We start from the raw sequence: 13313 nt of genomic DNA, 5'->3' as shown, positions 1-13313 counted from the left end.
GGATGCCGATTCAGTGGATGTCGTTCATTTGCCGGACGATTCGATCAATGCCGGTTCGCCCGACTGCGCATCGTCCGCCGGGATGTCGGCGATTTCTTCGGAGTGGCTGATCTTTGCCTTTATGTAGATCGGCGCCAGCGGCTCTTCCTGAACGATCTCGACCAGCATTTCCTTGGCCAGCTCCAGCATCGCCAGAAAAGTCACCACGATGCCCGGACGTCCTTCGCTGATGTCGAACAGGCTCTCGAAGCGGTGAAAACTGCTGTCGTCGAGCCGGCTCAGCAGTTCGCCCATGCGTTGGCGAACGCTCAGTGCCTCGCGCTTGATCGCGTGATGGCCGAACAATTCGGCCCGGTGCATCACGTCCTTGAGCGCCAGCAGCAGCTCGGTCAGTTCCAGTGGCGGCGGCAACTTGATCACGTTGCGTTCGCCCACTTCGGCATGCACCACCACGCTGTCGCGTTCGATTCGCGGCAGGGCCTCGATATCCTCGGCCGCCCGCTTGAACCGTTCGTACTCCTGCAATCGCCGCACCAGCTCGGCGCGGGGATCCTCTTCCAGCCCTTCCTCGACCGGTGGTCGCGGCAACAGCAACCGCGACTTGATCTCGGCCAGGATCGCGGCCATCAGCAGATATTCGGCAGCCAGCTCCAGCCGCATCACATCCCGCATCAGCTCGATGTAGGTCATGTACTGCCGGGTGATCTCGGCCACCGGGATATCCAGGATGTCCAGGTTCTGCCGGCGAATCAGGTATAGCAGCAGATCCAGCGGACCCTCGAACGACTCCAGGATGACCTCGAGCGCATCCGGCGGGATGTACAGATCCTGCGGCATCTGCAGCATCGGCTGGCCGCGCACGATGGCCAACGGCATTTCCTGCTGTTGCGGTACCGACGCAAACGCATCCTGCGGTGCGGCGGCCAGGCTCTGTGGCTCGACTGGCTCAGTGCTCATCAATGCATGTCATGGGGCCGCCTTCAGCGGCTGGCAGTGCGTTCAACGTGATCGGAATCATTCATACATCGGCACAACTTGTGGAATGTCCGTGCTCGGAATACGGCGGCGAGGCGGTATTCCCCGGGTACTGCGATCTTTCACATCTTCAGCCGCGGCGCGGCAGGCGCCATGGTCGCGACGGGCAAGATGAAGCCACGCGATGGTGGTTCGGTCAGGCAGGTCGCAATCGGCCGTTGCACGCCAACCCCGGGTTGTCAGCCACGGCAAGGGCGCAAGTCAAAGGTGGCGAAGAGTGACGCCACTGACTGTTTACTGGTCGGTTCGAGAGCATCGGGTGGAAGCCAGGGTCGCCGGAGGTGATCGGCAAACGTATTCCATGGAGCCACGCGTTGGTCACAGAGTAGCCGCTAGGCGAGCGCAAGTCCAGCAAGGTGCACGTCAGTCTCGATGGGTGCCCCGGGGTCACTCCGCTCGGGCTTCCGGCTCTGCAGTGACGGGCTTCATCGAGGCGGTCGTGACAGGCACAATATCGGATGCTGGCGTTGCCTGCTGCCGATGAAAGGACCTGTCGGCGATGCAGGGCCGCATGTGACCCAATGTGACGATAAGCGGCAGGGCCGCGGGTTACGCCGATGAAGCGGCGAGTAGCGGCAAACCCTGTGTTGCGGTCGGTCCTGGCCATGACGCGCGGGATATCGATTCAATACGGCATGGTCCGGGCGAGGCATCGCCGGTTGTGGGTGAGTGGCATGACGATTGCTTAGATACGCTTGACCATCGCAGCCAACCAATGCACCGGCGTCATGCAGGCAATGCGAGGTCAGGCTGCGGCGTCAGTAAATGATGCGGCAGAAAGATTTCAGGATGATGTTGTACACCGCGTCACTCCGGCGGCAGACGCCAGCGCAAAATGGACGGTATAACTGATGGCGATCGACAAGAATGTACAAGGTGGCGGCGAACCGGAACAGCTGCGTCCGGCGCGCATGCAGATCGAGACGACGGTGCTGATGAGTCGCCACGGTGAATCTCATCCGACCGAACTGGTCGATATATCGGCTACTGGCGCATTGTTGCGCCGCCCGTTGGGCTGGGCTGGAGAGACGGGACAAAGCTGGGTGCTCGACATGATCTTCGGGCACAACCTGCACATTCATCTCGAAGCCGTCGTCGCACGCATCTCCGATCACCACATCGGTTTTTCGTACAGCCGCATTCCCGAAGACAAACAAGTCCCGTTGTGGAATCTGCTGGGCGGCTACGCCGACATTCTCGAATACTGGAAAGACGGCTGAACGAAACGCTGTCGCCGCAACCGAAACGCCCGCCTCGCGCGGGCGTTTCCGATTCTGCAAGCCTGGGTCAGGCGGGGACTTTGCTTTCGTCGCGCAGTTCGCGGCGAAGGATCTTGCCGACGTTGCTCTTTGGCAGACTGTCGCGGAACTCGATCAGCTTGGGGCGCTTGTAACCGGTGAGATTCTCGCGGCAGAACTGCCTGAGCGCCTCTTCGGTGAGGTTCGGATCCCTGCGTACCACGAACAGCTTCACCACTTCGCCGGAATGCTCGTCAGGCACACCGACCGCAGCCACTTCGAGCACGCCGGGATGTTCCATCACTGCGTCCTCGACCTCGTTCGGATACACATTGAAGCCGGACACCAGGATCATGTCCTTCTTGCGGTCGACGATGTAGAAGTAGCCATTCTCGTCCATCCGGGCGATGTCGCCGGTGTGCAGCCAGCCATCGGCGCCGAGCACTTTGGCGGTTTCGTCCTGGCGCTGCCAGTAACCCTTCATCACCTGCGGGCCTTGCACCATCAGTTCGCCGACTTCACCGAGCGGCAGCGGCTGGCCGTCTTCCGACCAGATCGCCACGTTGGTTGATGGCACCGGCAGGCCGATCGAACCATTGTAGGCAGTCAGGTTCAGCGGATTGATGCATACCGCGGGCGAGGTTTCGGTCAGTCCGTACGCTTCGGCGAGAGTGCATCCGGTGATTTTCTTCCAGCGTTCGGCGACCGCGCGCTGCACTGCCATGCCGCCGCCAAGGGTGAGGTGCAGGCGTGAGAAATCCAGCTCGGCAAAACCGGGCGTATTGAGCAGGCCGTTGAACAGCGTGTTGACGCCGGTCAGCGCGGTGAAGCCGGACTTGGCCAGTTCCTTGACGAAGCCAGGCATGTCGCGCGGGTTGGTGATCAGCCAGTTCAAGCCACCCAGGCGCATGAACACCAGGCCGTTCGCGGTCAGCGAAAAGATGTGATACAGCGGCAGCGCAGTGATGATCACCTCTTCGCCCGGCTTGGCATTGTTGCCGATCCAGGCGCCGGCCTGCAGCATGTTCGCGATCATGTTGCCATGGCTCAGCATGGCGCCCTTGGCCACGCCGGTGGTTCCACCGGTGTATTGCAGGAAGGCGATGTCGTCGTGGTTCAGCGTGACCGGCTGCAGCGGGTGTGCCGCACCACGCGCCAGCGCATCGCGGAAGCGCACCGCGTGCGGCATGCTGAACGCCGGCACCATCTTCTTGACGTGCTTGAGCGCGAAGTTGATCAGCGCACCCTTCGGAAAACCCAGCAGGTCGCCGAGACCGGTGGTGATGACGTGCTGCACCTGGGTTTCGGCCACCACGTGTTGCAGGGTCGCGGCAAAATTGTCCAGCACCACGATAGCCTTGGCGCCGGAATCCTCCAACTGGTGCCTGAGTTCGCGTGCGGTGTACATCGGGTTGGTGTTGACCATCACCAGCCCGGCGCGCAGCGCGCCGAACAAGGCGATCGGGTACTGCAACACGTTCGGCATCATGATCGCGATGCGGTCGCCCTTGCCGAGCTTGAGCACGCCGGTGAGATAGCCGGCAAACTGGCGGCTCATCTCGTCGATCTGGCCGTAGCTGAGTTGACGTCCGAAACTGGCAAACGCCGGGCGCCCGCTGAAACGTCCAAAAGCCTCTTCCAACATCGCCGGCACCGAGGCGTACTCGTTGACGTCAATCTGTTCGGGCACGCCTGCCGGATAGTGATCCAGCCATGGACGTTCATTGCTCATGCTTGGGTTCCCTGTGTTGTCGATGATCACGGATCAGATGATGGAATCAGGATGGCGGTAGCATCCATCATGGACCATGCGCCAGTTGATTGGAGCATACGCACGCGTATAGCGGCAAGCCGCACTGCAGCGAGTTCCGTCGATGATTGCACCGAGAAAAACTGCCTGTCTGTTGATCGTTTTCGCGCTGTTCGCGCTGACTCTGTCGAGCTGCCGACGCACGCCCAATGAAGCGCAGGTACGCGCGGCGATTGCATCGGTCGCGCAGGCGGCCGAAGCGGGTTCGGCCAGCGATGTGGGGGCCCGGCTGAGCGAGGACTTCGACGGCAATGCCGGCCAGCTGGACCGACGTGGACTGACCAGCATGATCAGGCTCCTCGCGCTGCGTGGCGAGCATGTCGGCGTGACGATGGGGCCGGTGTCGATCGAGCATCGCAGCGAACGGATGGTGGCGACATTCACGGTCACGCTGACCAGCGGCGGTCGCCTGCTGCCCGACCAGTTGGGCATTTACCAGGTTGAATCGGCGTGGCGCAAGGAGGATGGCGAATGGCACTGCTATACGGCCAGTTGGAAGCATTCGCTGTAACGAGCCGCTGGGACCGTCATGGAAAACCGCCCCGAAGTCCGGGGCGGTTTTTTTTACCGCATGGAATCACGCTGAAACTCAGGCAGCCTTCTTGCCGGCCAGTTGACGCAGCACGTACTGCAGGATGCCGCCGTGGCGGAAGAACTCGCGCTCCTTCGGGGTCAGCAGCATCACGTTCACGCTGAACTGTTTCCTGCTGCCGTCTGTGGCGATGGCGATGACCGTGGCCTCCTTCGAGTTGCCGTCGTTCAGACCGGTAATGTCGAAGGTTTCCTTGCCGGTCAGGCCCAGCGTCTGCGCGTTCTGGCCGTCCTTGAAGGTGCACGGCAGCACGCCCATGCCGACCAGGTTGGAGCGGTGGATGCGCTCGAAGCTTTCGGCGATCACTGCCTTCACGCCCAGCAGCAAGGTGCCTTTGGCCGCCCAGTCACGCGATGAGCCCGTGCCGTATTCCTTGCCCGCCAACACCACCAGCGGAGTCTTCGCCGCCTTGTACTTCATTGCCGCGTCGTAGATCGCCAGCTGTTCACCGCTGGGCACGTGCATCGTGTAGCCGCCTTCCACGCCATCCAGCATCAGGTTCTTGATGCGGATATTGGCGAAGGTGCCACGTACCATCACGTCATCGTTGCCGCGGCGCGAACCGTAGGAGTTGAAGTCGATCGGCTGCACGCCGCGCTCGATCAGGAAGCGTCCGGCCGGTGAGTCTTTCTTGATCGCGCCGGCGGGCGAGATGTGGTCGGTGGTGATCGAGTCGCCGAACAGGCCCAGGCAGCGCGCAGCGTGGATGTCCTCGACCGCGGTCAGCGCCATGGTCATGCCGTCGAAGTAGGGTGGGTTCTTGATGTAGGTGGATGCTTCGTCCCACGCGTACAGGTCGCCATCCGGCGAGTCGATCGAACTCCAGCGCTCGTCGCCCTTGAATACGTCGGCGTAGTTCTTGCGGAACATGTCCGAGGTGACTGCACCAGCCATCAGGTCGCTGATTTCCTGGTTGGTCGGCCAGATGTCCTTGAGGAAAACATCCTTGCCGTCGGCGCCCTGGCCCAGTGGATCGGTGCTCAGGTTCACGTCGAGCGAACCGGCCAGCGCATAGGCCACCACCAGCGGCGGCGAGGCGAGGTAGTTCATCTTCACTTCGGCGTGCACGCGGCCTTCGAAGTTGCGGTTGCCGGAGATCACCGCGCCGACGGTGAGGTCACCATCGCTGATCGCCTTGCTGATCTCCTGCGGTAGCGGGCCGGAGTTGCCGATGCAGGTGGTGCAGCCGTAGCCGACCAGGTAGAAGCCGAGCTTGTCCAGTTCGGTGAGCAGGCCGGTCTTTTCCAGATAGTCGGTGACCACCTTGGAGCCTGGCGCCAGCGAGGTCTTCACCCACGGCTTGGTTTTCAGGCCCTTGGCGGCGGCTTTCTTCGCCACCAGACCGGCGGCCAGCATCACCGCCGGGTTGGAGGTGTTGGTGCACGAGGTGATCGCGGCGATCACCACGGAGCCATCGTTGACGTGAAAGTTCTGACCATTCATCGACACATGCTGACCGAGTGCAGCCTCGCTCTTGTCATGACCCACGGCGGTGCCACCACCCTCGTTGGCGAAGCGTGCTTCGGCGCCGTTGCGCTTGGCGGTGGTGCTGCCGAGATTGTCGCGGTAGTTCTGCTTGACGTCGGTCAGCAGCACGCGATCCTGCGGGCGCTTCGGGCCGGCCATCGATGGCTTGACGTCGGCCAGGTCCAGTTCCAGCGTGATGGTGAATTCGGCGTGCGCGCTGTTTTCGTCGTGCCACAGGCCCTGCGCCTTGGCATACGCCTCGACCAGCGCGACCTGCTCATCGCTGCGGCCGGACAGGCGCAGGTACTTCAGCGACTCGGCATCGATCGGGAAGATGCCGCAGGTGGCGCCATACTCCGGCGCCATGTTGCCGATGGTGGCGCGATCGGCCAGCGGCAGATGCTGCAGGCCCGGGCCGAAGAACTCGACGAACTTGCCGACCACACCCTGCTTGCGCAGCATCTGGGTGACCGTGAGCACGAGGTCGGTAGCGGTGGCGCCTTCCGGCAGACGGCCGGACAGCTTGAAGCCGACCACCTGCGGAATCAGCATGGAGGAGGGCTGGCCGAGCATGGCCGCCTCGGCCTCGATGCCGCCCACGCCCCAGCCCAGCACGCCGAGGCCGTTGATCATGGTGGTATGCGAATCGGTGCCGAAGACGGTGTCCGGGTATGCCCACAGCTGACCGTCGACTTCGCTGCCCATGACCACGCGGGCCAGATGCTCCAGGTTCACCTGGTGCACGATGCCGGTGCGTGGCGGCACCACCTTGAAGTCGGCCAGCGCTTTCTGGCCCCAGCGCAGGAAGCTGTAGCGCGCCTGGTTGCGCTTGAATTCGATATCGACGTTGCGCTCCAGCGCGTCGGCGGTGCCGAACACATCCACCTGCACCGAGTGGTCGATCACCAACTCCGCCGGCGACAGCGGGTTGATCAGGGTGGGATCGCCGCCCAGTGCCTTCATCGCGTCGCGCATCGCGGCCAGGTCGACCACGCACGGTACACCGGTGAAATCCTGCAGCAGCACGCGCGCCGGCATGAAGGAGATTTCGGTATCCGGTTCCTTCTTCGAATTCCAGGTGGCGACGGCCTCGATTTCCTTCGCGGTGACGTCGACGCCATCTTCGTGGCGCAGCAGGTTTTCCAGCAGGATCTTCATCGAGTACGGCAGCCGCTTCAGGTCGAAGCGCTGGCCCAGTTTGGTCAGGCTGGCATAGGCGTAGCTCTTGCCGTTGACCTCGAGGGTGTCGCGTACGGAAAAGGTGTCTTTCATGGGGACGTGCTCCTGGCTGAATCCTGCGGCTGGGATAATTGAACGATGGCGAGGGGTGCTCGCCGGCCCGGCAAAACGCAATTATCGCCCAAACACCGTGCGGCGGCGAACCGGGCTACCCCGCCGACGGTGCCATGGCGAGGTCGCGAAGGGTGCGCGGGATGCGTGTTCCGGTCGGCGCGGCGAGTAAACTGCGCCAACGCTTGTGGCTGACAACGCCGCACAGGATGAGCCCGATGCCCCCCGCACACAAACGCCTTTGATGACATGCAGCGTTCGATGATTTCGACCACCCTTGCGGCTGTCTCCCTGCGCGACCTTGCGTTGGTGCAGGCGGTGCATCGCCATGGCAGTTTCAACAGCGCGGCGCGCGCCATGCACATCAGTCCGTCCGGTCTGTCCCATCAGGTGCAGAAGGTGGAGCAGGCGCTGGGTGCGCCGCTGTTCGAACGTGGCGGGCGCAGTATCGTGCCTACTGCCGGTGGCCAGCGACTGCTGCAGCAGATCGATGCGGTGCTGGCAGCCGCCGAGCACCTGCAACAGCTTGCGCGCGCCGGTGAGGTGGCCTTCGGTGGCGAGTTGCGCCTGGGTGTTCCAGCCTCGTTGGGGCCATACCTGTTGCCGCACCTGATCGCACCGTTCCCACAGCATTTTCCGGGCGCGCGATTGGGCATCTCGGAAGGCAAACCGCGTGGCCTGCTGCGCCGATTGCACGAAGGCGAGCTCGACGCGGTGCTGGCCCCGCCGACGCCAGCCGTCAGCGGCATCGCGATGCGGCCGCTGTTCGCCGAGCCGTGGGAACTGATGTTGCGCGCAGATCATCCGCTGGCCGGGCAGCACAGCATCGCGCTGGACCAGCTGGATCCGGCCGAAGCCACGCTGATGGCCGAAAGCCATGCTGACGGTCTCGATGGCGATGGCAGCGAGCACGGCCACGTGCAGGACGTCAGCCTCGAAAGTCTCGCCGCCCTGGTCAGCCTGCGCGGTGGCTACTCGCTGGTGCCGGCGCTGGCGCACGAGCGGCTGGCGTCGATGCCGAACATCGTGCTGGCGAAACTCAAGGGGCAGGCGTCAGGTCGCGAGATCGCGTTGTACTGGCGCGATGCCTCGCCCTGGCACGACGACCTGCAGGGCTTCGCCGAGCTGCTGCGCAAGCTGGCACGGCAGCGGCCCGGCCTGCGCGTGGTGGGCGCGAGGGCGAAGGCGACTTCGTCCTGACCCTGCACAGCAGAAGGCCGCCTTGCGGCGGCCTTCTGCTCGATCACATGTGGCGACAACTCAACCGCGCGAAGAACGCTTGCGGTCGCTCTCGGTGAGGTGACGCTTGCGCAGGCGGATCTCCTTCGGGGTGACTTCGACCAGCTCGTCGTCCTCGATGAATTCCAGCGCCTGTTCCAGCGAGAACTTGATCGCCGGGGTCAGCTGGATCGCGTCGTCCTTGCCCGAGGCGCGCATGTTGGTCAGCGGCTTGGGCTTGATCGCGTTGACCGTCAGGTCATTGTCCTTGGAGTGGATGCCGACCAGTTGGCCCTCATACACTTCGTCGCCTTCGGCGGCCAGCAGCTTGCCGCGCTCCTGCAGCGGCCCGAGCGAATAGGCAGGCGTGGAGCCGGCGGCATTGGCGATCATCACGCCGTTCTGGCGCTTGGCGATCGCGCCCTCGGCCTTCGGACCGTAATGGTCGAACACGTGGAACAGCAGGCCCGAGCCCTGGGTGAGGGTGCGGAACTCGGTCTGGAAGCCGATCAGGCCACGCGCCGGAATTTCATAGTCCAGACGCACGCGACCGCGGCCGTCCGATTCCATGTTCTTCAGCTGCCCCTTGCGCATGCCCAGGCGTTCCATCACGCCGCCCTGGTGGATCTCCTCGACGTCGACCACCAGCTGCTCGATCGGCTCCATCGGCTTGCCGTCGATTTCCTTGATGATGACTTCCGGGCGCGATACGGCCAGCTCGTAGCCCTCGCGGCGCATGTTCTCGATCAGCACCGACAGGTGCAGCTCGCCGCGGCCGGAGACCAGGAACTTGTCCGGATCGGAACCTTCCTCGACCTTCAGCGCCACGTTGTGCAGCGTCTCGCGCTCGAGGCGCTCGCGCAGCTGGCGGCTGGTGATGAACTTGCCGCCGCTCTTGTCCTTGTTGCCGGCGAACGGCGAGTTGTTGACCTGGAAGGTCATGCTGATGGTCGGCTCGTCGACGGTCAGCGCTTCCAGCGCTTCGGGCGTATCGAGCGCGCACACGGTGTCGGAGATGGAAAGATCCTGAATGCCCGAGATGGCGACGATGTCGCCGGCCTCGGCTTCTTCCACTTCGCGCCGCTCCAGACCCATGAAGCCGAGCACCTGCAGCACCTTGCCGGTGCGCTTCTTGCCGTGGCGATCGACGATGGAGACCTGCTGGTTGGTCTTGACCTTGCCGCGCTGGATGCGGCCGATGCCGATCAGGCCGACATAGCTGTTGTAGTCGAGCTGGCTGATGCGCATCTGGAACGGACCATCCGGATCGACGTCGGGCGCGCTCACGTGCTGCATGATCGCTTCGTACAGCGGCGTCATGTCGCCTTCGCGCACGGTGCTGTCGAGGCTGGCGTAGCCGTGCAGTGCGGAGGCGTAGACCACCGGGAAGTCGAGCTGTTCATTGGTCGCGCCGATGCGGTCGAACAGGTCGAAGGTCTGGTCCAGCACCCAGTCCGGGCGCGCGCCCGGACGGTCGACCTTGTTGATCACCACGATCGGCTTGAAGCCCATGTCGAACGCCTTCTGCGTCACGAAGCGGGTCTGCGGCATCGGGCCGTCCATCGCGTCGACCAGGATCAGCACCGAGTCGACCATCGACAGCACGCGCTCCACTTCGCCGCCGAAGTCAGCATGTCCCGGCGTGTCGACGATGTTGATGCGGTTGCCGTTCCACTCGATCGCGGTGTTCTTGGCCAGGATGGTAATGCCGCGTTCCTTCTCCTGGTCGTTCGAGTCCATCACGCGCTCGGCCAGCACGGTACGTTCGGAGAACGTGCCGGACTGCTTGAGCAGGCAATCGACCAGGGTGGTCTTGCCGTGATCGACGTGGGCGACGATGGCGATGTTGCGCAGTTTTTCGATGGACATAGAAAGCACTCGGGTGGCGCTAGTAGCCACCACGTGGGTTATCAGAAGGATTAACCCGTCAATTATACGGATTTATGTGACAACTTGCTGCGCTGCCGCGTCGGCCGTTCACGGTGGCTGATACGGGGCTCCGGCCCGGAGGCCCTGGTTGCCGTGGCCGGCTGCAAGGAATGGGCATCGGTGGACGCTGGGCCGCCCATCGTTGCGGCGGGTCGAAGCCGCGTCCAGCTGATCAGAGACAAGCAGGTGCGCGGACTTCGCCGCGCACCTGGCAGAAGCCTTATTGCAGCAGGCTCACCTGGTCGGCGGCGGTAAGCCACAGCAACTGGTAATGGCCATAGGGATAGTCGAAGCTGTAATCCTCGCCGGGTATCGTCGAGGTATGCACGCCGTAAACGAAGCAGCTGGCGTAGCAGTTGATCTCGTCGTTCCACGATTTCATCGAGTACATGTGCGTGCCGAAACGATGCCCGGCGATGCCCAGCAGGAACGGGTTGCTTACCGACAGGCCGTACGAGCCGCAGGTGGCGGTCGCGACGTTGAACGGATACATCCCGCACGACCACAGCCCGTGCACGGCACCGGCGATGCCGATGAACACGTCGACCTTGCCGGCTACGCCGAGCCTGTCGATCTCGCGCATCGCAAGGGTGACGCCCATCGAATGGCCGATCACGTCGATGTGCCCGCTGCACGAGCTGGTGATCGCGCTGCTGATCGCGTTCTTCAACGGCGTTTCCTCGCTGCCGTTGTGGTCGTTGCAGGCAGCGCAGAGTGAATTGCCCCAGGCGGGTGCGACGATCTGTGCATCGCTCCAGCCCCGCTGGCGCAGCAGGTTGTAGGTGTTCTGGAAATCAGCGGGACTGCCGGTGTTACCATGCACCAGCACCACGGTGTCATGACAGGTGGCCCGCGCCGATAGCGCCGGCATGAACAGCAGCAGGGCCAGCAGCCCCAGCATGTACGTCTTGATCGACATCGCTCATATCTCCCTTCGCTTCACGACAGTTCCGCTTGCGCGGAACAGGAGGATCCGCGCGCCATCGCGCGGATCCGGATCGGTCGGGCGTCGGCAACCGGCAGGCGGCCGGTCGGGGGAGCGACGTCGTTGTGGTGGCCCGCATTAACAGGGTGTTGAAAAACACCCTGTTAATGCGGGCCACGAATGGCTCGCCGCGAATCAGGCATGCCAAATGCCTGATTCAGCGTAGCCAGATACGGACATGTGCCGGATCTGGCGCGTTGTAGAGGGCAGGAAAGCCCTCTACAACAATCTGTTAGACCACGCCGGTGAAGTAGTACGCGGCGATCACCACCAGCACCGCCAGCGTCTTGATCACGGTGATCGCGAAGATGTCCTTGTACGCCTGCCGATGGGTCAGCCCGGTCACCGCGAGCAGTGTGATCACGGCGCCGTTGTGCGGCAGCGTGTCCATGCCACCGGAGGCCATCGCGGCGATCCGGTGCAGCACTTCCATCGGAATGCCGGCGGCCTGCGCGTTGGCGATGAAGGTCTCGGCCATCGCGCCCAGCGCGATGCTCATGCCGCCGGATGCCGAGCCGGTGATGCCGGCCAGCGCGGTGACGGTGACGGCCTCGTTGACCAACGGGTTGGGAATCGTGTGCAGCGCATCGGCGACCAGCTTGAAGCCGGGCAGCGCAGCGATCACCGCGCCAAAACCATATTCCGAGGCGGTGTTCATCGAAGCCAGCAGCGCACCGCCGACCGCGGCCTGGCTGCCCACGGCGAGGCGCGTGGTCACCGCGCGCCGGGCGAACACCAGCACGCACAGGATGCCGACCAGCAGCGCGCCCTCAACCGCCCAGATCGCGGCGACCTTGGACACTTCCTGCACCACCGGCTTGGCGTCGCCCACGACGCTGGGCAGGAACGACTGCGTCTCCCCATAGACGCGCGGGATCAGGTCGGTGAACAGCTTGTTGCATGCGCCGACCAGCACCAATGGCAACAAGGCGACCAACGGATGCGCCAGCTTGCCGCCTTCGAACGGGGCTGGCTCGTTGACCAGGTTGTCGCCATAGCCTTCGCCGGCCGCGGCGGCCTTGCGCCGGCGCCAGTCCAGGTAAGTCAGGCCGATAACCAGGATGAATACCGCGCCGATCGTGCCCAGCCACGGCGCCGCCCAGGTGTTGGTGCCGAAAAACGCGGTGGGAATGATGTTCTGGATCTGCGGCGTGCCCGGCAGCGAGTCCATGGTGAAGGTGAACGCGCCCAGTGCGATGGTGCCGGGGATCAAGCGTTTCGGAATATCCGATTGGCGGAACAGTTCGGCGGCGAACGGATACACCGCAAACACCACCACGAACAGCGACACGCCACCGTAGGTCAGCAGCGCGCACACCAGCACGATGGAGAGAATCGCGCGGCTGCGTCCGACCAGGCCGATGGTGGCGGCGACGATCGCCTTGGAGAAGCCGGACAGTTCGATCAGCTTGCCGAACACCGCGCCAAGCATGAACACCGGAAAATACAGCTTGAGGAAACCGACCATCCTGTCCATGAACAGGCCGGTGAACATCGGCGCCACCAGCGCCGGCTCGGTCAGCAGCACCGCGCCCAGCGCGGCGATCGGCGCGAACAGGATCACGCTGTAACCGCGATACGCCGCGAACATCAGGAAACACAGCGCGGCCAACACGATGAAGAATGCCATTCCGCCAGGCTCCCGGACGCTCGGCGCCCATACGATGGACTGCGAGTATCCATAGCTTCCATCGATGCGTGCACTGTACGAAGGTACAAGTGTCCGGGGTCGCTCGGCCTGTCTATGCT

9 protein-coding genes are annotated in these 13313 nt (G+C 63.5%); 3 read left to right on the top strand and 6 right to left on the bottom strand.

Translation table 11 applies throughout. From position 1 onward, the window contains the following. Positions 1-24: 24 nt before the first annotated feature. On the bottom strand, positions 25-957 hold the full coding sequence (locus tag EAH75_RS05395; RefSeq protein WP_140651113.1) for a segregation and condensation protein A: 933 nt from the start codon (positions 955-957) through the stop codon (positions 25-27). Positions 958-1886: 929 nt separating this feature from the next. On the opposite strand from EAH75_RS05395, the gene EAH75_RS05390 reads away from it, so the two are divergent. Continuing rightward, positions 1887-2255 (top strand): PilZ domain-containing protein, encoded by a 369-nt coding sequence (locus EAH75_RS05390; protein WP_140651116.1) that lies wholly within the window; start codon positions 1887-1889, stop codon positions 2253-2255. Between the two features lie 67 nt (positions 2256-2322). On the opposite strand, the gene EAH75_RS05385 is transcribed toward EAH75_RS05390, so the two are convergent. Then, positions 2323-4005 carry an AMP-binding protein gene (locus EAH75_RS05385; protein ID WP_140651119.1) on the bottom strand — a complete coding sequence of 561 codons (1683 nt, stop codon included), beginning with the start codon at positions 4003-4005 and terminating at the stop codon, positions 2323-2325. 142 nt (positions 4006-4147) lie between these two features. On the opposite strand from EAH75_RS05385, the gene EAH75_RS05380 reads away from it, so the two are divergent. Further along, positions 4148-4594, top strand: coding sequence for a hypothetical protein (locus tag EAH75_RS05380; RefSeq protein ID WP_140651122.1), 447 nt, complete (start codon positions 4148-4150; stop codon positions 4592-4594). A 78-nt stretch (positions 4595-4672) separates the two neighbouring features. Here EAH75_RS05380 and acnA read toward each other — a convergent pair whose 3' ends face one another. After that, positions 4673-7414: an aconitate hydratase AcnA gene (acnA, locus tag EAH75_RS05375; protein ID WP_140651125.1), complete on the bottom strand. Its 2742-nt coding sequence runs from the start codon at positions 7412-7414 to the stop codon at positions 4673-4675. 267 nt (positions 7415-7681) lie between these two features. Here acnA and EAH75_RS05370 point away from each other — a divergent pair, with 267 nt between their 5' ends. Further along, positions 7682-8632 carry a LysR family transcriptional regulator gene (locus EAH75_RS05370; RefSeq protein WP_140651129.1) on the top strand — a complete coding sequence of 317 codons (951 nt, stop codon included), beginning with the start codon at positions 7682-7684 and terminating at the stop codon, positions 8630-8632. A 60-nt stretch (positions 8633-8692) separates the two neighbouring features. Here EAH75_RS05370 and typA read toward each other — a convergent pair whose 3' ends face one another. From typA to EAH75_RS05355, 3 genes are all read right to left on the bottom strand, one after another. Next, positions 8693-10519 (bottom strand): translational GTPase TypA, encoded by a 1827-nt coding sequence (gene typA / locus EAH75_RS05365; protein WP_140651132.1) that lies wholly within the window; start codon positions 10517-10519, stop codon positions 8693-8695. 280 nt (positions 10520-10799) lie between these two features. Next, entirely contained in the window at positions 10800-11498 is a 699-nt protein-coding gene (locus EAH75_RS05360) for a lipase (RefSeq protein ID WP_140651135.1), read from the bottom strand. Between the two features lie 298 nt (positions 11499-11796). Further along, positions 11797-13194, bottom strand: a complete 1398-nt coding sequence (locus EAH75_RS05355; protein ID WP_140651138.1) for a GntP family permease — start codon at positions 13192-13194, stop codon at positions 11797-11799. Positions 13195-13313: the final 119 nt, after the last annotated feature.

The organism is Rhodanobacter glycinis (assembly GCF_006438785.1).
GTDB classification, from domain to species: domain Bacteria; phylum Pseudomonadota; class Gammaproteobacteria; order Xanthomonadales; family Rhodanobacteraceae; genus Rhodanobacter; species Rhodanobacter glycinis_A.
The sequence above is the reverse complement of the archived record's forward strand: the minus strand, read 5'-3'. Positions and strand labels throughout refer to the sequence as shown.

What these genes read in the sequence shown, in the direction of transcription:
- EAH75_RS05395 (WP_140651113.1), bottom strand. Translation starts at nt 957, where the DNA reads ATGAGCACTGAGCCAGTCGAGCCACAGAGCCTGGCCGCCGCACCGCAG.
- EAH75_RS05390 (WP_140651116.1), top strand. Translation starts at nt 1,887, where the DNA reads ATGGCGATCGACAAGAATGTACAAGGTGGCGGCGAACCGGAACAGCTG.
- EAH75_RS05385 (WP_140651119.1), bottom strand. Translation starts at nt 4,005, where the DNA reads ATGAGCAATGAACGTCCATGGCTGGATCACTATCCGGCAGGCGTGCCC.
- EAH75_RS05380 (WP_140651122.1), top strand. Translation starts at nt 4,148, where the DNA reads ATGATTGCACCGAGAAAAACTGCCTGTCTGTTGATCGTTTTCGCGCTG.
- acnA (WP_140651125.1), bottom strand. Translation starts at nt 7,414, where the DNA reads ATGAAAGACACCTTTTCCGTACGCGACACCCTCGAGGTCAACGGCAAG.
- EAH75_RS05370 (WP_140651129.1), top strand. Translation starts at nt 7,682, where the DNA reads ATGCAGCGTTCGATGATTTCGACCACCCTTGCGGCTGTCTCCCTGCGC.
- typA (WP_140651132.1), bottom strand. Translation starts at nt 10,519, where the DNA reads ATGTCCATCGAAAAACTGCGCAACATCGCCATCGTCGCCCACGTCGAT.
- EAH75_RS05360 (WP_140651135.1), bottom strand. Translation starts at nt 11,498, where the DNA reads ATGTCGATCAAGACGTACATGCTGGGGCTGCTGGCCCTGCTGCTGTTC.
- EAH75_RS05355 (WP_140651138.1), bottom strand. Translation starts at nt 13,194, where the DNA reads ATGGCATTCTTCATCGTGTTGGCCGCGCTGTGTTTCCTGATGTTCGCG.